Genomic DNA, 22,629 nt, shown 5'->3' with positions numbered 1-22,629 from the left:
GAATGGAAGGGAAACGGCTCTGAACTGCTGGCGACATTTGACAGAGACATTATGACTGCCGGTCAAGCAGGACCTCATCAATGGCATGCTTGTTTTCTTTATAACATTCCAGATTTGCAAACGGTTACAGATATGCTGCACTCTTTCCGTGCTGCAGGATTAGACCGCTATTTTCGTCTGGATGCATCAATCGGCCGTCCGTTCTTTTTATTAGAAAAACAATAACCGCATTGTATGGAAGAGCATGTAACCACAATAGTTGGTGAATTGCATCTTGAGGTAGAACAGCACCCTCCAAGGTGCAATTCCACCTGTTATGGAGGAAGAACTCAATGACAAGGAGTGAACATCATGAAGAAAATGTTAAGTTTAAGTCTGTTGACTTTAATAACCGTTTGTCTGCTGGCAGCTTGTGGAGGTAATGACACAGATGCGGGAGGTCAGGATGGGGAGACAATAAAACTGACGTATGCATTTTTTGCCCCTGCAAATACATTTCCTGCTGTACAGATGGAAGAGTGGAAGAATCGTTTGGAGGAGAGAACAGATGGAAAAGTGGAAGTGGAACTGTTTCCGGGCGGTTCTCTATTAGAGGCCAATAACATGTATGATGGCGTAGAAAGCGGGACAGCAGACATTGGACTTACCTCGACTTCTTATGAGCCGGGGCGATTCCCGCTTCTATCTATATCAGATATGCCTTCTGGGTACAACAGTGCGTTGTCAGCTAGTAAAGTAGTAGCGGATCTCGTGAGTCAATATCCTCCAGAAGCTCTCAACGATTTCAAAATTATTACGTCTTTTGCTACAGAACCTGCATATATCCAAAGCAATAAGCCAATTACGTCATTAGAAGACCTGGATGGACAACAGCTCCGTATTGCCGGAGCACTAACACCTATTATGGAAGAATTAGGAGCAGCACCGGTAGGAATGAGTCAGGCGGAAGTTCCGGAAGCGCTGCAAACTGGTATTGTGGATGGATATGTATCTTCGCGAGAAATACTAAAAGATTCTAAGTTGGCCGAGATGGTTGGATATACTACTAATTATCCATTAGCGTTGAATACATTTGTAGCTGTTATGAACAAAGACAGATGGGAAAGTCTCCCAAGCGATGTACAAGAAGTTATTGATGAATTGAATCAAGAAATGACTGAATTTACCGGAAATTATTTAGATAATCATGTTCAGGAGTCGATTGAGTGGAGTAAGGAAAATCATGAACATGAAATTGTAGAGTTAACAGATAGAGAGAAGTGGGATGAGAAGCTCGGGGAGATGCAGCAAAACTATGTAGAAGAGGTAGCCAGTGAGGGTTATCCAGCAAAAGAATATTATGAGCAAATGAAATCATTGATTGAAAAATATAACGAAAAAGGCGAATAAAGATCATAAGAAGGGAGGGAAGGTGTTGGAAGAAAAATATAATGTTTCACTAGAGTCTCAAACGCCCCTGATAAGTGAGAAAAAGCAAGAAGTAAACAGAGAAAGGAACATTTTTTTCAAATTAGTAGACAAATTTAACCAATTATTAGCTTCCATAGCTGGGACGGCTCTAATTCTTATGATGCTGCTGGTTGTTTTCAACTCAGTGAAGCGGTTGTTTTCTGATCCTGTCGCTGGAACAGTAGAAATGGTAAGCTGGCTTGCTGCAATTACTGCTATTTTTTCCTTAGGTTTTGTCCAGCTTCATAAGGGTCACGTTTTCATTGATTTGCTGTTTAGCAAATTTCCACAGCTCCTCCAACGTATTACTCATACAGCTGTAAATGTAGTAAGTATTATATTCTTTATCATTGCTGGCTGGCAGTTGACTATATATGGATTGGAGTTAATGGAAAATGGGATTGTTTCTGAAACAATGCGCATACCTTTTTATCCTATAGTGGTCTGCTGCTCCATTGGATTTCTCGGTCTGCTGTTAGCTGTCGTGAAAGAAATATGGATGATCTGGAAAGGGGAGATCTGATGGATGCTAATGTCTTAGCTTTAGTAGGAGTAGGTGTTTTGTTTGTTTTGGTGTTTCTGAGAATGCCAATTAGTTTCGCCATGTTTGTTGTCGGCTTTGCCGGGGTGTGGATATTCTCTTCTTCTAGTGCTGCCTTGAATCTTTTAAGTGCTGATTTATGGAATCAATTCTCAAGTTATTCTTTGAGTGTCATTCCACTGTATATTTTAATGGGGGAAATTATTTTTCGTACGGGAGTGACAAAAAACCTTTTTGATGCAGCATACAAATGGATTGGACACTTGCGTGGAGGCATGGCGGGTACAACTATTTTAGCCAGTGCAGGTTTTGCATCGATTAGTGGTTCGAACTCAGCAACAGCTGCAACAATGGGGACAATGTCGTTACCTGAGTTAAAGAAATATAAATATAATGAAGCATTGAGTACAGGGAGTATAGCAACAGGAGGAACTCTTGGTATAATCATCCCGCCAAGTACCGTACTTATCATTATTGCGTTACAAATGGAGTTGTCAATTCGCGATTTGTTTATAGCAAGTATTATTCCAGGTGTATTTCTAACTGCTCTGCTTATCGCAACGATTATTTATTTGTGTCAGATACATCCGGACTATGGACCTTCGGGAGAACGCTCTACTATGGCGGAAAGGCTGCGTTCATTGAAAGGTATTATTCCGATTGCATTGCTTTTTATGTTCGTTATCGGTGGATTGTATTTGGGGTGGTTCACTCCAACAGAATCAGGAGCCTTTGGAGCATTTGGAGCCTTTCTTCTATCTTTTGCCATGAGGAAATTAACATGGGAACGATTTAAACAAGCGATGGTTGGAACTCTGAAAACCTCTGGAATGGTACTCATGTTAATGGTAGGCGCTATGGTCTTTGGGCGTTTTTTAACTATTACAAGATTGCCTTTTGCTGTAGCTGAATGGGTGAGTGCTTTAGCGGTGCCGTCTATTATCATTTTAATAGCTGTATTGGCTATTTATGTTATAGGTGGTGCTATCATGGATGCACTTGGGTTTCTAATCGTTTCTATCCCTATTTTTTATCCGACAGTCCTAGCGTTAGGTTATGACCCAGTATGGTTTGCTGTCATCATTTGCGTGGTTACCAGTTTAGGAGCTATTACGCCGCCGGTTGGCATCAATGCCTATATCGTTCAAGGCCTGACTCCGAGCACACCGATAACCACTGTATTTAAAGGAACGACTTATTTCTTTGTTACTTATGTCGTGTTTGTTGGGATATTAATCTTATTCCCTTCCATCGTTTTGGTATTGGTTTAATGCATTGTAATGCTGGTACACAAGCAGCACCTTGAAGCAGGGAACAGGTTGTAATGACATTCATTTTAGGTGAGGAGGTGGAGTGGTTTTCACCCTGCTGACTATAACTTAACTTTACAAGGTGTACAGAAAGTTTGCTGGACAGATACACGACAGGGATAATCATATAACTGAAGGAAGGTCGGTGAGGATTGATGGTAGCGAAAAAAATCTGGGTTTTGACTATGATGTTAGTTGTTGGAACCATCTTAGCTGCCTGCGGTGGAAATGAAGGAAAGCAACAGGAGACATCGGCCACAGAAACGACAGAAAAAGTAAATCTGACATATGCATTTTTTGCGCCCGATACAACATTTCCAGCTGTACAAATGAAAAAGTGGGCGGAAGAACTGGAAGAGCGAACAGCTGGACAAGTTGAAGTAGAAATGTTTTTTGGCGGTTCTCTTCTTGAAGCTAATAATATGTTTGAAGGTGTCAGCAATGGAACTGCAGATATCGGACTTACAGCTACTTCCTATGAACCGGGCCGATTTCCTTTAATGGAAATATCAGACTTGCCGTCTGGCTACCCCAGCTCAAAAGTAGCAAGTCAAGTTGTTCATGACTTAATAGAGGAGTATCCTCCAAAGGAACTGGAGAATTTTAAAATTATCACATCGTTTGCTACTGAACCATCCTATATTCAGAGCATTGATCCGATTGCCAGCTTGGAAGAACTTCAAGGAAAACAGTTAAGAATTTCTGGGGGCTTAACCCCAGTCATGGAAGCACTAGGGGCAGCACCAGTAGGAATGAGTCAGGCTGAAGTGACAGAAGCGTTACAAACAGGAGTGATAGAAGGTAACGTTTCCTCGCGTGAAGTATTAAAAGATTTCAAGGTATCCGAATCAGCAAAATATGTCACCGATTATCCGTTAACTATCACGTCATTTGTTGCCGTGATGAACAAAGAAAAATGGCAGAGTCTCCCTGATAACGTGAAGGAGGTTATTGACGAGCTTAATCAGGAAATGAGTGTTTTTACTGGTCAGTATTTAGATGAGCACGTTGAAGAGGCAATGGAATGGAGTAAAAAATCAGAAAATTTGGAAGTTGTAAAATTAAATGAAAAAGAGAAGGCGCGTTGGGATACCGCACTTGAAGAAATTCAGGATAAAAAAGTAGAAGAAGTAAATAAAGAGGGGTTGCCTGGTTCAGAGTATCAAGAACGATTATATGAGTTGATTGATAAATATTCTAAATAGCGATAATGGAGGGATACAAATGGAAATAGCAGTACTTGGTGGAGGTAATGGTTCTTATGCAGCTGCAGTAGATTTGACAGAAAAGGGACACAATGTACGAATGTGGCGAAGAAATGGTGACGCTTTTGCTGCTGTAATGAATAGAGGAGCCATTAGTGTCAAGGATTCAAAAGGAACAAGAGATGTTCCATTAACATTGGCAACGGCAAATTTGAAAGAAGCGGTTCAGGGAGTACAATTGATTGTCATCCCACTTCCAGCTTTTTCGCAGCAATCGCTCGCCCAACAACTTTCAACGGTACTTGAAGACGATCAAGTAATATTCCTCCCACCTGGAACGTTCGGCAGTTATACTATGTCCAAAGAATTGGCGAATCAGGGGTGCAGTGCCAATGTTATTTTTGCTGAGACGGGAACACTTCCTTATTTAGCCAGAAAGTATGATGAAGAAACGGTGTCATTGTCAGGAAGAGCTGCACGTTTACCAACTGGGGTTTTTCCAAGTGAACGTTCGGAATTTGCTTTTAAGATTTTGCAAAAAGCTTATCCTTCCATTGAACCGGTTCAGGATGCACTTGATGGAGCTTTAATGAATGCCGGGCCTATTATCCATCCTCCACTGATCCTCATGAATGCTGGTCCTATCGAACATTTTGACAGGTGGGATATACATGATGAAGGGACACATTCATCTATTAGAAAGGTGCATGATAGTTTAGATGCAGAGAGAATTCGCGTGAGGGAAGCACTTGGATACCACGCTCCTCATTTTCCGCTTGCTGATCATTATAATGAAGGCGGAGACGAATGGATGTATGGAAACGGCGCCCATGAAGAACTGGTAGATGGAGAAGACTGGTATGAACCGTTAGATCTACAAAACCACCGATATATGACGGAAGATATTGCTTGTGGACTGGCGTTTTTAGTATCGGTCGGAGAATGGTTAAATGTCAAGGTCCCGACGGCTGCGGGGTTATTAGCCATTGCATCGAGCATTACTGGGGAAGATTTGCGCAGAAATGGGAGAACAATGGAAAACTTGGGTTTAACTAATATATCGGTCGAACAATTGAAGGAAACTTTGGAAAAAGGGATTATACAGTATGAAGCAAAATAGAAAATGTATAGCAATAGCAGGTGCAGGACGGATGGGCAGAGGAATTGCCGTAACTTTCGTCTACCAAGGATACGATGTGACTATTTTAGATATTAAAGAAAGAAACAAAGAGCAATTTAACCAACTTAAAACAGAAACTATTCGAGAAATAAAGAGGCAATTGGAAATCTTGGCAGACGGAGGAGTTGTACCCCAACATTCTATACCAGCCGTTATGAATCGAGTGAAGGTAAGTCCAATCAGTGATCCGGGCGAAAACAGATGGAAACAGGCAGACATATTATTTGAAGCCGTACCTGAATTAATAGAGGTAAAAGAAAAAGTATTAAAACAGCTAACTTCCCAGTTGTCTGAAAAGTCACTTATTGCTTCTACAACTTCTTCTTTTTCAGTAAATGAATTATCAAATTTTGTTGTTAACAAAGAAAGGTTCATGAACACTCATTGGTTAAACCCAGCTTATTTAATCCCTCTAATAGAAGTTAGTCCAGGGGATGAGACGAGCGAAGAATCAATTACTGACATGTTTCAATTGCTAGAGAAAGTGGGGAAGATGCCTGTCCAATGTCAGCCTTCACCAGGATTTATTGTTCCGCGAATTCAAGCGCTCGCCATGAACGAGGCCTCTCGCCTGGTTGAAGAAGGAGTAGCATCTGTGGAAGATATTGATAAAGCTTCCCGCATAGGCTTTGGGCTGCGATTTGCCATACTGGGTTTACTAGAATTTATTGATTGGGGAGGAGCAGATACACTATATCATGCCAGCAACTACTTGCATGATTCTTTGAATGATGACCGTTTTATCCCTCCGGAGATTATTAATCATAAAATGGCTGACGGGGAAATTGGTATGAAAACCGGAAAAGGTTTTTACTCATTTGAAGGTAAGGATATAGATGAGTATCAAATGGAAACTCTTCGAAAATTTATGGATATCCTTAAGCACCTTGGGTTCATTGGACAACCAGTTAAGCAAAAATAAAACGATGATTGCAGTACAAAATATTTTAAATAAGGAAGGGAGATTACTGATGGGAAATGAGGAACTAGTAACAGCTCCTAAATTTAAGACTGTGGAAGAAGAGCGCCTGCATAGAAAAAATAGATTAGCTGGAGCTTTTCGTCTGTTTTCGAAATTTGGGTTTGATGAAGGGTTAGCAGGGCATATAACGGTGCGAGACCCTGAATACACAGATTATTTTTGGGTAAACCCGTTTGCCGTTCATTTTAGCTTGATCCAAACATCCGACTTAGTTCTTGTGAATGAAGAAGGGGAGGTTGTAGAAGGAAAAACAACGGCTGTAAATAAAGCAGCGTTAGCTATTCATACTCCTATTCATAAAGCGAGACCGGATGTTGATGCTGCAGCGCATACGCATGGCCTGTACGGAAAGACATGGTCAACCTTGGGCAGGTTATTAGATCCGATTAATCAGGATGCATGTGCCTTTTACGAGGATCATTCGATAATAGCTGATTATAATGGTGTTGTATACGAAGGTGAGGAAGGTCAGAAGATTGTTGAAACGTTAGGGAACCGTAAAGGAGTTATTCTTGGTAACCATGGTCTGCTTACCGTTGGTCAATCGGTAGAGGAAGCTGCCTGGTGGTACATTAGCATGGAAAGGTGCTGTCAATCTCAATTGATGGCTGAGTCTGTGGGGAAACCAAAACTTATTGATCATGAAAAAGCAAAACTTACTTCACAGCAAGTGGGAGCGCCGTGGGCTGGAGAGGCTCAGTTCAATTTATTATATGACCGGATTGTTAAGGAACAGCCAGATCTTTTAAATTAAGTCTAACTTTTAAAGTGCCGCTCTGTTGAAAGAGAAGAAGATGTAACACCGCGGAAGTGGTTATTAATATGAGAGAAGTTGTACGTAGGTTCAGATTCCCTAGGTAAGTACAGTATATATTGCTTATAAATATATACATTTAGAAAATATTTATAATTATTAATATTTTTAAAGGAGAGATTTTTATGGGGGTAATTAGAAAAGAAAAAATTGAAGGACCAGCAGCATGGAAAGGAAGCGAATTAGCAGGGAGTGATAGCTGGATTTATTACTTATCAGACAAGACGATTGTTGCACTCGAGAAAGCCCTTCACCACATTAAACAAAAGGGATTGAGAGCGCCTAATTTCACTAAAGAAGACTTTCCGATTGACAAGCTTTCTGATGAAGTTTCTTATTTTGTCAACGAATTAGAAAATGGTAGAGGTTTTTTATTGCTGCGCGGGCTGCCGATAGAAAGGTATACCGATGAAGAAGCAAGTATCATCTATTATGGTCTGGGTCTACACATGGGCAGACCGGTGACACAGAATCCAAAAGGTGATCTGTTGGGAAATGTTGTTGCTGCAGGTGATGCTAATGACAAGAATACTAGAGTATATCAAACAAACTCATATCTTCCATATCACACAGATTTGTCCGACGTCGTTGGCTTGCTTTCCCTTCGAAAAGCAAAAGCTGGTGGGCTAAGCAGTTTGGTAAGTGCGGTTCATTTGTACAATGAAATTTTGGAAAATTATCCGGAATACCTAGGTATTCTTTATCGCCCAGTCTACTTTGCTCACTTAGGTGAAGAATTGCCAAGTTTATCGCCGATTTTTAGTTATTACAAGGGGAAGTTAAGTTGTCGTTATATGCGAAAATATATTGAGCTCGGCCAGGAGATAAGGGGGATTCAACTATCAAATGTAGAATTAGAAGCTTTCAATATTATTGATTCCTTGCTTCATGATGAAAGAAACCGTTTAGATATGATGTTAGAACCTGGGGATATTCAATTTGCAAACAATTATACGGTTTTGCACTCACGCACTCATTTTGAAGATTATGATGATCCAGCACTTAAACGTCACCTATTAAGACTTTGGCTTAAAATGCCAAATGCTCGAGAGCTTGCTCCTGAATTTCCAGGTCGTAACGGTATACCTACAAGGGAAACAGTATAGTAACTTGATCTGAAAAGAGGGAAGGGAATTCCTGAAATTGCTGTCAGGATATTCCCTTTAAAAAATTGACCAGCGTCACTGAATTTGTCTGATATAGAAAAGTTACGGAATGTTATCTCTTGCTGGAAACATTTATAACGAGTGTAAGGAGTGTGCAGATGAAAAAAATATTATTATTAACGTTTTTTATTCTCATATTAGCAGCCTGTAGTGAAAACACTACTGATACCGAAGCGGGTCAAGAGGAGACAATTACTTTATCCTATGCTTTCTTTGCCCCTGAATCCACATTCCCGGCCGTACAGATGAAGGAGTGGAAAGAACGTTTAGAAGAAAGAACGGAAGGAAAAGTTGAAGTGGAACTTTTTCCTGGAGGGACATTGTTAGAAGCGAACAATACATTTGAAGGAGTGGAAAATGGTACAGCGGATATTGGTCTGACGACTACAGCTTATGAACCTGGACGCTTCCCTATGCTTTCTATGTCCTATTTTTCCTCTGATTTTACAGATGCTGAGTTAGCTAGTAAGGTAATTGCGGATCTTACGCAAGAGTATCCTCCAGAAACATTGGAGGATTTTAAAATCATCACAACTTTCGCTACAGAGCCTTCCTTTATTCAAAGTACGGAGCCAATTACCTCTTTGGATGATATAAATGGCAAACAACTGCGCGTGGGAGGAGAAATGATACCGGTATTAGAGGCTCTAGGTGCGTCGCCAGTTGGAATGACACAAGCAGAGGTTCCAGAAGCCCTTCAAACTGGTGTTGTTGATGGGACAGTGTCATCCAGAGAAGTCCTAAAAGATACTAAATTAGCTGAAATGGTAGGTTACACAACCGATTACCCTCTTGGTGTGTATACTTTCTTTGCGGTGATGTCAAAAGATAAATGGGAAAACCTTCCTGAGGATGTTCAGAATGTAATTGATGAATTGAATAGTGAAATGACAGAATTTACTGGTCAATATTTGGATCAACATGTTCAGGATGCTGTAGAGTGGAGCGAAGATAATCATAATCATGAAATTGTTGAATTAACGGATAGTGAGAAAGAGGTGTGGGATAAACAATTGCAAGAAGTGCAGCAGAATCATATAGAAGAGTTGAACAGTGAAGGTTATCCTGCAGACGAGTATTATGAAAAAATGCAGAACTTGATAGAAAAATACAGTAATGAATAACTAGGAAGGATAGTTGAAAGTTTGAAACGTAATGGATAATCTAATATTGAAAAGCAAATGAATGAAAAACCAGCTGAAACGAATAATGATCACAGCTGGTTTTTCCTGTTATTCGATTAAGGACGGTGGAATCTTCGGCTGTCTAATTAAGCCGTGGACAAAAGGTACTAACCCAAATAGAGGCAGTCTTTGTCGACCCCCTCTTGTGTTGTCTTTTGGTTCTGGTAAGCAGTCGAGTTGTGAGTATTAGACAGTCATCGATTGTTCAAGAGAATGGAGCTTTCTTTCTTGTTGAATGAGATGTTTCATTTGTTGTTTGATAACAATTTCATAATGTGCAGGAATTGATGCCTTGTCGGTTGTGTGTCGTTGATAAACGACACAATCCTCTTTCTCATGAACTAAGTTGACTAAATGCTCCTTTAAATGGCAAAGACAGCTGCATTTATCTTTTATGTCCAGCACGTCCCCCCACAGGCACTCTTTATGAAAGGAGAAATGGTGAAGTTGTTTTACTGTAGAGTCAACATATACATTGAATTGGGAAGGGTAAAGAAGGTTGTCAACTTTGTATATATCTAATGTCCGGTTGTTCATTTGTATGGTGGTCGTATCGATAATTTTCAGCCACTTACGCTTTTGGAGATAAAGATTTATAATTTCGCTCACAGTGATAATCGTTAACTTGTGTTGAGATGCTAACTGTTGAACTTCTCTAGAGCTTGCGATATGACCATGGGTGTTTAATATCTCGCATAGAACAGGCGTGGTGTTTGTATTTAAGTGACTGGTTATCATTTGGGTTAATTCATACGCTGCCTCTGCTATACCGGTATTTTCCAATAAACCATCCTGCTTATATACTAAAGGGAAAACGTGACCAGGTCGTTTGAAATCATCAGGTGTTGCCTCCACACTTAGATGCTTAATCGTGGTTGCACGTTCAGCAGCAGATATGCCGGTTGTTGTTGTTTTATAATCAATAGAAATAGAGGAGTTTTTCAGCGAATCTTTTGCACCACCGAATCTGTCCATGTAAGGTAATTTTAAGATCTTTGCAGTTTTTTCCGAAATACACGCATATACGAGCCCTTTGCCATGTTTAATCATAAAATTAATGTCATCAGGAGTGATTGCACTGCCGTTCCCCATAAGATAACTTGTTTTTGTATGAACATCGTCTTCTACAATAATTAGGTGATCGGACATGACGTCGGATTGTGTCCTCTTATAGTGAAATTCCATGATGATTTTCCCTCCTATCGTTTTATCTCCTTAGGATGAGAAGAATTCTATTTTTGTTTTGTGAAGAGCAAGCCTTAGAAATGGAGCTATCTTTTGGATAGAAAAACGTCCATTCATTTAGGTTTTTACCATCAAGGCAAATAGATGAATAATTTTGAAATATCTTGATTTAATACTATACAAGATATTTAGATAAAACAACGCACGAATCGGTTTGAATGTTCAAATGAATGAGTGTGAATCAGCTAGTTATGCTATGCAACAGGTGTAAGGGTAAGATAAGAAGCCCGCTCCATCAAAATGGTAAATAGCCATAGAGTAAAAGGAGTGTTTATTCATACACCCTGCCCCGCTCTTTCCCATGAGAGGAACCAGCTGGAGAAGAAGTTCTTACCGAAAGTCATGTACCATTTACCGCTTAAATACATAGGTGGATGATCGTGGAGAGGAATTTGGATTATAAAAGTCTGAAGCATAAGGGATAAGTATTTTTGTGAGATATTAGAGTAAATACATTATGATAGATAGGAGGGCGTTGTGAAATTTAATAGTTATTGTCGGTCCGTCGCCGTACTAGAGTGGTTGGTATTTTTGTAGGGAGAAGTAGAGGGATGGTCATCATGGCTAAGCAGGAGAAACGAGAAGGAGGAGTGTCTTCGCTGATGTGATAGAAAGTCTGTATACGGCGCCTATAGTAAAACAGGGCATATCACTGCGTGTCCAATCAATCGTTTGCGAAGACATATACTTGGTGTGTTCGATAAGAAACCAGTTCTCCTCCCTCCATACTCCGTTTGGTGTTGATTTAAGACGTATGGAAGAGCTTGTCCACCTCTTCTGCGAGCAAAGGGTACAACGGAAATGTCTCGAGACGCTCACCTAAAACATCGACAAGATTTTCATAATACCATTTCTGCTTCCCTTTTCCTCTGTTAAATTGGTTCCAGATCTCTTCACCAACCTGCTCAAAATCTCTAACGGTTTCTCTGATGTTATGTAATTTGTCTGCACATATAACCATACAGACTTCAAGTGAAGCTGTACGCAAAAAATCAAGTGTGTGTTGTTTTCTCTCTTCCCACGTCAATGATTTATCCTCTGTACACCCATCGACAATAGCAGTCACATGCTTGCCAAATTCTGTTCGTAAATCACTTTTCGTAATAGGAGTATCTTCTATCGTATCGTGCAAAATGCCTGCTGCGATAACATCTTTGCTGCAGCCTGATTGACTAAGAAGTAAACCGACAGCGTATGAGTGGGTAATATATGGTAATTGATTTCCTTTTCGGACTTGGCTGCGATGAGCTTTCGCAGCCAAGTGAATAGCTGCATTTATTGTATCAACTTGTAATAAATCCATCGTGACCACAACCTATCGTTTTTATTAAAAGATAAGACAATATAAAAGTCAGCGTGTTTCATGTCTAAGTCCCATCTGTTTGAGGCTTTTTCCTTTTCGACTCAGGGGCGCAGGCTGCCCTGCGCTTTTCTTATGATGTTGACGGTATTAACTTTGAATAAAAACCTTCCAGCCATTCTTCCACAGGCACCTCATCAATCAAACAAGGACGCGAAAAATAGTAACCTTGTCCATACTGCATACCTGCGTTTACAGCTTGTTTAATGTGATCGGCGTGTTCGATTTTTTCCACAACAAACTCGAGCTGTTCAAAAGGATATGAACTGCTTTCTTTGTGTTGTTCCATGTAATGTTTTATTGCTGCTGGGCCATATGTATTAATATCGTCTATGACCACTTTAATATAATCAGGTTTCATTGTTGAAACTTCTTCCATTGAAGATTGCTTTCTTCCAAAGTCATCAATGGCGATGGAAAAACCCTCTTCATCCGCCATACCACGCCAAACGTAGGCCAGTGCTTTACGTTCATACTCGGTAACTTCAATGACCACTTGCTCTTTGCTGCTTAATAACTTTTTGATGGACTGTTCTAATACGGGTAATGTTAAATCTGCCTCTAGATTGACAAATATTCCTTTATGAATAAAAGGTTTCACAGCATCCACTTTTGTGACTAACTTCTCACACCCCAGTATGGTTAGAGAAGATAGTTTATGCTGATTTCTAGCTATTTGAAAAATCTCATCAGGCATCAGTATTTCCTTTGGATCACGGCATAAAAACTCCACCGCCTCGACTTTACCTGTTTGTAAATGAACAATAGGCTGAACGGCGAAGGTAAGGTCGCGATTGTTGATTATATCGAACAGGCGATTCACTTTTTTGCTGTATATATCTTCTTCTAAAAGATAATCACTTGCTGATAACGGTTTCGGCCAGTGCAGCGGTGTTCCCTGTTCATTCGGCAAGTCTAAGTCAACCTCTTCATGCGTAATGGCAGCTTGTAAATTATAAGCGGTATAAATAAACGCGGCGAATTTTTTCAAGGGATCAGGCGTTTTGCGAACGACATTTAAACCAGCAGCCACACCTGCTAAATAGTAAGACGGTTCACATAAAGACAAGAAGTGTTCATCGGCAAACTCATCACGAAGTGCTCGACGGATGGCGGTAAAAAATGTTCGTAGAATAAGGCTTCCTTTCATGTTTGGGATATAGGGGTCTTCATGTAGTTTTCCGGTTAATCCAGAACATAATTGGTGCCAAAACTGTCTTTCTCCTTCCGTCTGAAAGGATAAAGAATCCATTAGTACGTGCAGCTCTAAATATCTTTCATCATAAAAGATATTAGTGTCAGTCTGATATTCTGCAAAATCAATAACGGAAAACGACTGTTCATTTAAAACAATAATATTATTGCCGTGAAAGTCACCGTGACTATCAGCAATGGTGCATTCAATCCAGGTATCTTGCCATAAGGATTCGTGTGTAAAAAATTTAGCAGGATTTGGAAAGATCATACCTGACTCATGAAATGTAATGAAGTTATCATCCGTGCTGACGTTCAATTCAGAAAAGGCATTTAATAGTTTGTCGTCCATAAAACGATAACCCATTGTTTGTTTTACTAAATGAAAAGGTTTCATGCTCTTGTCATCGTGTTCCTCGTTCCAATTATAGATGAACTTTGAAAGCAGTGGCATGACGGATTCAAGATATTCATCATTCTCTTCCATTAAAGCACTATTGATTGTGTAACTTTTGCTGTTTCCCGCAAATTGATATAACACACCATGCCAATCATCTACTGTTTTATAATCAATAATTTCTGGAATGAATGATGCTAAATTATTTCTATTAGCGATCACATTTCTAGCTTTATTATGTATTTCAGCTTCTATGGCTTCATTGTTTTTTTGTTTTTCTATTTTCACAACAGCGGTACTTCTTTTCATTCGTACGATATAGACTTGAGCGGCTGATTTACCGTCCGTTAAGGGGGAAATAACTCTCCTCGGTTTCGGATCAAAATGAAAGCGGTCTAAAAATTCTTGTTCTTTTTCATACGGCATGCCATTCACCTCCACATGAATAAGTGTCATTCAAAAAAAGTTGCAGTTAAAAATGTCTGCTTCTTCCTATATAATACATGAAGAGACCGAAAAAATAATACAGAAGACGCATAGGAGGGAAGAGAATGGCAAAAACAACGACGATGTTTATCGAACATATTATTAATGGCTTTCATTTTTTTCTATCTTTACTCTTGTTTGTCCTTATCATTACAGGATTTCAACTTATTGATCTTAACACTATCCAGTCTTTTATTATGAATGGGGGGCTTATTTCTCATTTCATTTTTCTTTTGCCAACCATTTATACGTTAGGTCTTTTAATTGATAATGTAGTAGACGACAAAATTTTTGATAGGCAAGAGAAAAAGTTGAGAAATAAATATATTACCGATCAATCCCAATCAGGCAGAAAGTTAATTATGTTGACCAAAGATGATAACCAAAGGCGGCAATTAGATTATATCAGAACGAAAATTAGAATCACTAGAACAGCCAGCTTTAACTTTGGTGTGCTTACATCCCTGTCGGTTTTATTTACAATTATTCATTTGAGGGGCTTTTTAGATGGGCAAGTCTTATTAGTTGTCGTGTTAGAAGTCATCGTAGGCGGTTTACTGACATATTTAGCATATTGGTCATGGAAAAGCAATACAAAAACATATTGTAAACGGGTTGTTGATGGCTTTAAGCTGTTAGAATTGAAACATCATCAACAAGAACCTGCACAAATAGCGGCAGAAGACGAGACAGACAATTATAATTTCTTTAATGCATAATACTACATAACAAGCACGACAACACGTCATTTGTATGATGAAACAAGGAATTTAATAGGGTAGTATCAAAGTTTCTCGTGATTTTTTTACTTGTGAGAAGCTTTATTTTTTTACTTGCATGGATAGGAACGTATAGCGGCTTTGATAGAAATTCGAAGTTCTTATAATAATTATAAAATTATAGAGTTGTATAAACTTTTGTTCTGTCGTTATTTTTTAGTCATTATGGGAAAAGGGAGTGTGTTTATGAAAGTTATCGTCATTGGCAGCGGGATTGTTGGAGCTAGTGCAGCCTATCATTTAGCCAAAAGAAATATTGATGTTATCGTGATTGATAAAGAACACCAAGGTAATGCTACAGCTGCTGGTGCAGGCATTGTATGTCCATGGGCGTCTTCTAAAGCGGAAGATGAAAAGTGGTACGAAATGGCAAAAAGAGGGGCGGCGTTTTATCCGGAACTTATATCTCAGCTGCAAGAAGATGGAGAACAGAATGTTGGATATAAAAAGGTTGGTGCTTTGTGTGTCCGTTCCAACCCTGAAGAACTTGACCAAATCGAACATAAAATAAGAGATAAAAAGAAGAAGGCACCTGAAATAGGAGACATAACAAGGCTGGATTCTACCCAGTCACGTGAACGGTTTCCTCTGTTAAATGAGAGGCTGGAATCTATTTTTATTTCAGGAGGTGCACGTGTCGATGGAAAGCAGCTGAGAGATGCGATAAATCGTGCTGCACAAAAACATGGGGCAGTATTCGTCCAAGGGGAAGCAGAGTTACTCGTGAAAAAGGAGCAGCTGACAGGTGCGTCGGTTAATGGGCAGGAATTCTCTGCTGATTCTGTTCTTATTGCGGCAGGCGCATGGGCTCCTTCATTATTAAAGCCTCTTGGACTCGAATGTAAGCTCGAGCCGCAGCGCGGGCAGATTGCTCATATCAAGCTGCAAGATGAAGATACTTCTAATTGGCCGATCATCTTGCCTCCAACGAGTCATTATATGTTAGCTTTTGATGACTCAAGAGTAGTAGCTGGAGCCACAAGAGAAACAGGTTCTGGTTTTGATTATCGTTTAACAGCAGGAGGAGTTTCGGAAGTGGTGAATGAGGCATTAGAGGTTGCCCCTGGTCTTGGTGAAGGTACATTGCAGGAGGTAAGAATTGGCTTTAGACCAATGGGAGTTGATCAATCACCGCTTCTTGGAACGGTGCAGCCGTTTCGTAATATGGTTATGGCAAATGGGTTAGGTGCTTCCGGCTTAACGATGGGTCCGTATGTTGGCTGTCTAGCAGCTTCATTGATAACAGGAGAAAACATGGAGATAGATATATCTCCGTATGAACCAATGCGAGCAGTGAAAATAAAATAAAGGCATGAAAGAAGCGGGAGCTTGTTTTCATAAGCATTACTTTTCAGGGGATGTATCAAGGGGTCATAAAAAAATGCCCCTTTGACAGCCCCTCTTCATCTATAAGTCTTACACCATCTTCTATCATCCTGAATGGTTCTTCAGGTTCGCTTGCCGCGGGCAAGGATTCAGCTAACCGATACACATCAACGTGCTGCAAGATATGATTGGCTCTTTAAAAAGAGTTATCTAAATAGCTTATCCAGACGATATTTAAAAGATTTGTCTACATAAATAACTGTCACTTATTATAAGAATGAATGTTTCATACAAATAATTTGTAAGCGTTTTATATTTGTGTGAAGTGATTAGATAATGAAAAAGCTTCTCATGAGCTATTAGAACTTATGGGGAGCTGTTTTGCTTCTTTAATTCGGATATGCTGCTTGAACGACTAAAAATGAAAGAGGCAGTTAAGTTTTTGTCAAAACGGGTAAATATATAATTACTATAATTGTAAAAGAAAAGAGGGAGCAGATGAAAACCGAAGAACAATACTTTTTAGAGGGGCAGACGGTTCAGGGTTATATGGAGAACATGAGCACATTAAAAGAAGAAAGCTTCTATGTGTATCAACAGTTTGTGCTGCCAAAAGATGGATTTATGGCAGAGTTCAAACAGCATTCTTTGCATTTTTTAGCTGTGACAGAAGACTGGTGCGGCGATGCGATGATGATTATCCCAGTGATTCGCAAAATAGCGGAAGCAGCTGATATAGATATGCGTGTCGTACTGCGAGATGAAAACACGGAGCTGATTGACCGTCATTTAACAAACGGCGGGCGGGCGATACCTATCATTTTTGTATTAAATGACCAAGGGGAGTTGATTGGCAAGTGGGGACCGCGTGCACCGGAAGTGCAGCAGCTAGTAAATGATATGCGTCACTCCCTGCCGCCAAAGGATGATCCTTCTTTTGAAGAGAAACAAAAGCAGGTGTATTCGACCTTGAAAAAACGGTATGCCGAAGATGATTCGCTGTGGAATTACGTGTACAACAGCTTTAAGAAAACAGTGTTAGCGGCTCTTTCATAAGGCAGCGTTTCCTTTGTTCAGAATTGTTGAAACGGCGGCTGTAAAGAATGGAGAAATTATCGAGGTGAAATGGAAGGCAAGGCAATGGTACAAGACTTATAGAAAAGAAAGGCAAGTACTCGTAACACTAGTGGGTTGTCAGACAGAAGTGCCTTATCCTTAGCCGAATTTCCTTTTTTAGAAGAGTTCTGCTTTTTTTCATCGCTGTTTTAAAAGTGAACAGCATCAATGAAACAAGACGAAGAGAAACTATTCTTTTGCACAGACCAACCGTGCCATATGTTTCACGGTTGGTCTGTGTTTTGCTTTTTTCAGGGTGGTACACGGCCGATTGTTTTCTGGTACATACGTGAGCTGAGTCATTGCAGTGAAGGTGTTTCTGTTTGACGTTTCTATAAGCAGCACATGCATGGAATCCATCATTATTTAACAACATGTTTGTTGTTATGTTCATTGTGGTTCATTATCTTGTCGTGTTTATAAATAAAGGGGTGTTTTTGTCTGTTTTCTTTATGATGAAAACAAAATATGCCAAGCTAGCGATTGCCTTGAGCTTTACCAAAAGCGCATGCAGATATGATAATATGAAAACATGAAGACATGATGCAGCAGGTTATTGGAGGAATTCGATTGTGAGTGAAGGTCGTTCGGCATTAAAAGCGGTGATAGAGAATGTAGAACGTGTTGTGGTAGGAAAACGCGAAGAAATAGAGTTGAGTTTGACAGCCCTTTTAGCCAGGGGACATGTGCTGCTAGAAGATGTTCCAGGAGTGGGGAAAACAATGATGGTAAAAGCCATTGCCCGCTCGGTTGGCGCTGAATTTAATAGAATCCAGTTCACACCTGATTTATTGCCTTCGGATGTAACAGGTGTGTCTATTTTCAACCAGAAATCGTTAGAGTTTGAATTTCGTCCAGGGCCGATTATGGGAAATATTATTCTAGCTGATGAAATTAATCGAACATCGCCAAAGACCCAATCTGCGTTGTTAGAGGCGTTAGAAGAGAACCATGTAACCGTTGATGGAAAAACACGTGCGCTGCAAGACCTGTTTTTTGTGATGGCAACCCAAAACCCCGTTGAATACAGCGGGACGTATCCTCTTCCGGAAGCACAGCTGGATCGTTTTTTATTAAAACTGAAAATGGGCTACCCAAGCTACGAGGAAGAGTTAGAAATACTAAATCGTACAGCAAAACATCACCCTATCGATGATTTACAAGCAGTTCTTGCCTTGGAAGATATTTATTTGATGCATAAAGAAGTTCATCATGTACACGTAGAAGATACGATACAACAATATATTTTATCTGTCGTAACAGAAACGAGAACACACCGGGATATTCATTTAGGGGTAAGTCCACGCGGGACGATTGCATTAATGAAGGCAGCACAAGCGTATGCTTATGTGAAGGAACGTGATTATGTCATCCCTGATGATGTGAAATACTTAGCCCCATTTGTCCTTTCTCACCGGCTTCTTCTGCGTTCGGATATACAAATGACCGAAAAGTCTGGAGAGACGATTATTAAAGAAATTCTACAGACATTGCGTGTTCCGTTATCAAAAAAGGAAGCGGTGCGTTAATGCATGCAAAAGTGGATGCTGTTAAAAACCATCAGTAAAGTTATTTTTATTGGATTTCTTGCAGCGGTTTTGTTTGTATATGCGATGTTTCAAGGCGGGTTTGTCAGCTGGTTTCTGTTTTATGCTGTGCTTACTGTCGTGGCAGGCAACGCAGTTTTTTTATTATACCCGCTGCGTTCGATTCAAATGGAGCGGCGTATCCCTAGAACGCTGCTGACGCATAATGACACGATGACCGTAGAGATTTTTATTACAAAGAAAACGCGATTTCCATTTTTGTTTTTAACGGTCTATGATGAAGTCCCGCGCGGTTTAGAAATCCGTCGTCAGCAAGACTTGGGCCGCATGTTTTTTTTCTCTTGGCAAAAACAGCTGCGTTACACGTATGAATTAAAAGGAGCGCAGCGCGGAGCGTATGCTTTTTCTGAGCTTCACGTGCAAACAGGGGATTTATTTGGTTTTTTCGAAAAAGAACGGCTGGTCGCAGAACGTGATACCGTGACGGTGCTTCCAGTACTTCGGCCGCTTGTATGGCGGCAAATAGATAAAAAGCAGAACATGCTTGAAAATGCCTCGTCAGCAGCAAAATCAGAAGAAGAAACTTTTTCAGCGGCCGGGGTAAGAGAGTATGTTCCGGGTGATAAAATGACGAGTATTGATTGGAAAGTATCTGCACGAACGGCCGCATTAGTAACGAAAGAGTTTGAGTGGCAAGCAGGGAAAAAATATGCTGTCATGTTTGAAAATGACATGACAGCTCATCACACGCCGCCGTTTGAAGAAGCGGTTGAGTTTACGTCTGCATTTCTTCACGCGTGTTATAAGGAAGGAGTCCCCGTCGATTTTACAACCACAGCCAGACCAGATACAGTACTGGGGTCAGATGGACGGAAAAGTGATGTGCAACGGATGTACATGGAGTTGGCGCAGATGGAAAAGGCGGAAAGAGAAAGTGATCACTTATATTTGTCCAGCCGGTTTGCTCGTCACACTGTTGTTTATGTATGTCCGCAGTTGACTCTCGAGCGGGTAGAAGAGCTAAAACGCTTGGTGCCGTTTTGTCAGAGGCTTGTGGTGGCTTCGCGTTCATTGGAGGCAAACCGCGCCATCAGTGAAGAGCAGATATCGCAGTTGAAAAGAACGAGGGTGGAGTGGGCTGTATGGAAAAAGCAAGGAGAAGCGCTTTATATTACGCTTTAATACAGGGGGGATGATATGAATACAACGCATCGCACACCCCGGCTCTTTCTGTTATATATGCTTGCGTACTTATTGTTAATGGAGTGGCTCATTCCGCTTCCAGAAGTGTCTAAAACAGCGTTTGTTCCTGTTTTTATGGCTGGGGCTGCTTTTTTCTTTCTTGTTGTATTTTTAGGATTTTCTTGGTGGATGACGTTGTTTCTTATGACGGCTGGGACATTATTTAGTCTGCACCTAATCTTTTTGGACTCTGTATTTTTCAGCCCGGCATGGTGGGACGTGTTGATTGGCAATGTTACGCAAAACGTTCATTTCATTGTTAACGGACAATGGCATATGCTGACGGATTTTTTTCGCAGCATGTTGTTCTTTTGTTTGCTAGCGATTATGAGTTATCTTATCTACTTTTGGATCGTGCAGGCGCGGCGAATTTTATTCTTTTTTATTTTTACAGTTATCTACATAGCAGTGATGGATACATTTCTTCCCTATGATGGTGCGCAAGCGATAGTTCGTATTTTTGTGCTTGGATTTGTCTTAATGGCTTTGCTGCAGTGGGACAGACTGACACTGTTCTTTCCAGAAGGACGAAAAAAGGGAATGTGGCTGCGGTGGCTGCTAGCTTCTGCTGCACTCTTAATTATTGCGGCAGGGGTTGGTATTGCTGCTCCAAAATCTGCACCGCAGTGGCCGGATCCTGTTCCGTTTTTAGAGTCACAGACAGGATTAGGGAATGAAAATGGGTATGGAGCAAACAACGTGCGAAAAATTGGCTATGGTGATGATGACGAGCGTCTTGGCGGTGGATTTGAGATGGATGACTCTCCCGTTTTTGTCGCAACCGGTGATAGTGACGGTTATTTTCGCGGAGAGGCTAAAAATATCTATACAGGTCATGGCTGGGTATCAGATGTGCCAAACGATACAGCGCACGAAAGCATGCTTTATGCAGAAGAGGTAAAAACGGAAGAAAAAACAATCGAGATTGATATGGCTCAAAATAGAGCCTATGATTTTGTGTTTTATCCTGGTTCCCTCAAATCCGTGCGCATTCCCGGCCAGGAAGAAGCTGATGTTCAAGTGGGGGTTCATTCCGGCCGGGCTAACATCGTTGTGAACGAAGCGTCTTATGAGCCAGCGGTGTACACCGTGACATACGAAGAGCCGCAATTCTCAGAAGACATGCTGCAAGCGTCTGGAAGTCAAGATCCTGTCGAAATTACAAGTCATTATTTACAGCTGCCAGATGACCTTCCGACGGCTATCGGAGAACTTGCGGAAGCATTAACGAGTGACGCTGACAATCGTTATGACAAAGTGCGCGCGATTGAAGAATATTTTCATGGTCCTGATTTTGTCTATGATACAGTGAATATTGCTGTTCCATCAGAGGAAGAAGATTATGTGGAGCAATTTTTGTTTGAAACACAGCGCGGTTATTGTGATAATTTCTCCACCAGCATGGCGGTTATGTTACGGACGCTGGATATACCAACTCGCTGGGTGAAAGGTTTTACAAAAGGAGATTCTTTAGAGCAAAATGGAGATCGGCAGGTGCAAGAAGTTACGAATGCACACGCCCATTCCTGGGTGGAAGTGTATTTTCCTGACGTAGGCTGGGTTCCATTTGAACCGACGCGTGGTTTTGGTTCTCACGCTGATTATGTGAATGAAACAAATGAAGCAGAGAGTGACACACAAGAAGAAGAGGAAGAAGAGGAAACAGAAGAAAGTACCGACACAGAACAAGAAGAGGCAGCTGCAGCCAGTTCTAACTACACGGTATGGCCTTATATCGTTGGTGGCATACTGCTTATTGGCGGTTTGGTACTGTTTTATTACCGTTTTCGTTTCCTTAAAGCTTTTTTGCTTGTTCGCTTTAAACAGATGAATAATGCTGCCGCTTTCACACGTGCTTTTCATGCGTTGTTATGGTTGTTAGAGGCTGCCGGCTACAAACGAAAACAAAGTGAAACATTAAGAGAGTATGCGCATCGGCTGGATGGGGACTTTAATACAACAGATATGATAAACCTTACTATCATATATGAAAAAATTCATTATGGGAAGCAGACGAACCAAGCAGATTGGCCGGCAGTCTTCTCTGTTTGGGAAAACATGGTGAATCGTATAAACGCTTGACCGCCCATTTTGCGACTGCTAGAA

18 protein-coding genes and 1 pseudogene are annotated in these 22,629 nt (G+C 40.6%); 16 read left to right on the top strand and 3 right to left on the bottom strand.

Annotated features, from left to right (window positions below):
* From BLT18_RS10340 to BLT18_RS10295, 10 genes and pseudogenes are all read left to right on the top strand, one after another.
* A pseudogene (locus BLT18_RS10340) lies at positions 1 to 225 on the top strand (hypothetical protein); the annotation flags it as partial.
* 126 nt (positions 226 to 351) lie between these two features.
* A complete protein-coding gene (locus BLT18_RS10335) occupies positions 352 to 1,389 on the top strand; it encodes a TRAP transporter substrate-binding protein (protein WP_091273692.1) in 1,038 nt (345 codons plus the stop codon).
* A 25-nt stretch (positions 1,390 to 1,414) separates the two neighbouring features.
* Entirely contained in the window at positions 1,415 to 1,972 is a 558-nt protein-coding gene (locus BLT18_RS10330) for a TRAP transporter small permease (protein ID WP_091273691.1), read from the top strand.
* Complete coding sequence (locus tag BLT18_RS10325) at positions 1,972 to 3,261, top strand: TRAP transporter large permease (RefSeq protein ID WP_091273689.1); 1,290 nt, start codon at positions 1,972 to 1,974, stop codon at positions 3,259 to 3,261. Before BLT18_RS10330 ends, BLT18_RS10325 begins: the two co-directional genes overlap by 1 nt.
* A gap of 194 nt (positions 3,262 to 3,455) precedes the next feature.
* Positions 3,456 to 4,505, top strand: coding sequence for a TRAP transporter substrate-binding protein (gene dctP / locus BLT18_RS10320; RefSeq protein WP_091273687.1), 1,050 nt, complete (start codon positions 3,456 to 3,458; stop codon positions 4,503 to 4,505).
* Positions 4,506 to 4,524: 19 nt separating this feature from the next.
* Positions 4,525 to 5,625, top strand: a complete 1,101-nt coding sequence (locus tag BLT18_RS10315; RefSeq protein WP_091273686.1) for an NAD/NADP octopine/nopaline dehydrogenase family protein — start codon at positions 4,525 to 4,527, stop codon at positions 5,623 to 5,625.
* Positions 5,612 to 6,607, top strand: a complete 996-nt coding sequence (locus BLT18_RS10310; RefSeq protein WP_091273684.1) for a 3-hydroxybutyryl-CoA dehydrogenase — start codon at positions 5,612 to 5,614, stop codon at positions 6,605 to 6,607. Before BLT18_RS10315 ends, BLT18_RS10310 begins: the two co-directional genes overlap by 14 nt.
* 49 nt (positions 6,608 to 6,656) lie before the next feature.
* Complete coding sequence (locus BLT18_RS10305) at positions 6,657 to 7,421, top strand: class II aldolase/adducin family protein (protein WP_091273682.1); 765 nt, start codon at positions 6,657 to 6,659, stop codon at positions 7,419 to 7,421.
* A 185-nt stretch (positions 7,422 to 7,606) separates the two neighbouring features.
* Positions 7,607 to 8,587, top strand: a complete 981-nt coding sequence (locus tag BLT18_RS10300) for a TauD/TfdA family dioxygenase (protein WP_091273681.1) — start codon at positions 7,607 to 7,609, stop codon at positions 8,585 to 8,587.
* A gap of 158 nt (positions 8,588 to 8,745) precedes the next feature.
* Positions 8,746 to 9,771: a TRAP transporter substrate-binding protein gene (locus tag BLT18_RS10295; RefSeq protein ID WP_091273679.1), complete on the top strand. Its 1,026-nt coding sequence runs from the start codon at positions 8,746 to 8,748 to the stop codon at positions 9,769 to 9,771.
* Positions 9,772 to 10,017: 246 nt separating this feature from the next.
* Here BLT18_RS10295 and BLT18_RS10290 read toward each other — a convergent pair whose 3' ends face one another.
* From BLT18_RS10290 to BLT18_RS10280, 3 genes are all read right to left on the bottom strand, one after another.
* Positions 10,018 to 11,016: a 3,4-dihydroxy-2-butanone-4-phosphate synthase gene (locus BLT18_RS10290; RefSeq protein WP_091273678.1), complete on the bottom strand. Its 999-nt coding sequence runs from the start codon at positions 11,014 to 11,016 to the stop codon at positions 10,018 to 10,020.
* A gap of 805 nt (positions 11,017 to 11,821) precedes the next feature.
* The gene (locus BLT18_RS10285; RefSeq protein WP_091273677.1) at positions 11,822 to 12,379 is read right to left on the bottom strand and encodes an HD domain-containing protein; all 558 of its coding nucleotides are present in this window, start codon (positions 12,377 to 12,379) and stop codon (positions 11,822 to 11,824) included.
* A 130-nt stretch (positions 12,380 to 12,509) separates the two neighbouring features.
* Positions 12,510 to 14,453: an EAL domain-containing protein gene (locus BLT18_RS10280; protein ID WP_175487466.1), complete on the bottom strand. Its 1,944-nt coding sequence runs from the start codon at positions 14,451 to 14,453 to the stop codon at positions 12,510 to 12,512.
* Between the two features lie 125 nt (positions 14,454 to 14,578).
* Here BLT18_RS10280 and BLT18_RS10275 point away from each other — a divergent pair, with 125 nt between their 5' ends.
* The 6 genes from BLT18_RS10275 to BLT18_RS10250 all read left to right on the top strand — a co-directional run bounded on the left by BLT18_RS10275 (position 14,579) and on the right by BLT18_RS10250 (position 22,605).
* On the top strand, positions 14,579 to 15,232 hold the full coding sequence (locus BLT18_RS10275) for a hypothetical protein (protein WP_091273674.1): 654 nt from the start codon (positions 14,579 to 14,581) through the stop codon (positions 15,230 to 15,232).
* 246 nt (positions 15,233 to 15,478) lie between these two features.
* Positions 15,479 to 16,600: an NAD(P)/FAD-dependent oxidoreductase gene (locus tag BLT18_RS10270; protein WP_091273672.1), complete on the top strand. Its 1,122-nt coding sequence runs from the start codon at positions 15,479 to 15,481 to the stop codon at positions 16,598 to 16,600.
* 516 nt (positions 16,601 to 17,116) lie between these two features.
* Entirely contained in the window at positions 17,117 to 17,674 is a 558-nt protein-coding gene (locus tag BLT18_RS10265) for a thioredoxin family protein (RefSeq protein ID WP_091273671.1), read from the top strand.
* A gap of 632 nt (positions 17,675 to 18,306) precedes the next feature.
* A complete protein-coding gene (locus BLT18_RS10260; RefSeq protein WP_091273669.1) occupies positions 18,307 to 19,263 on the top strand; it encodes an AAA family ATPase in 957 nt (318 codons plus the stop codon).
* 3 nt (positions 19,264 to 19,266) lie between these two features.
* Positions 19,267 to 20,463 carry a DUF58 domain-containing protein gene (locus tag BLT18_RS10255; protein ID WP_091273668.1) on the top strand — a complete coding sequence of 399 codons (1,197 nt, stop codon included), beginning with the start codon at positions 19,267 to 19,269 and terminating at the stop codon, positions 20,461 to 20,463.
* Positions 20,464 to 20,478: 15 nt separating this feature from the next.
* Positions 20,479 to 22,605: a DUF4129 domain-containing transglutaminase family protein gene (locus tag BLT18_RS10250; protein ID WP_091273666.1), complete on the top strand. Its 2,127-nt coding sequence runs from the start codon at positions 20,479 to 20,481 to the stop codon at positions 22,603 to 22,605.
* Positions 22,606 to 22,629 lie beyond the last annotated feature (24 nt).

It is taken from the genome of Alteribacillus persepolensis, from assembly GCF_900099605.1.
In the GTDB taxonomy this organism is placed as follows: Bacteria; Bacillota; Bacilli; order Bacillales; family Marinococcaceae; genus Alteribacillus; species Alteribacillus persepolensis.
This window is presented reverse-complemented; position numbering and strand designations above follow the sequence as displayed.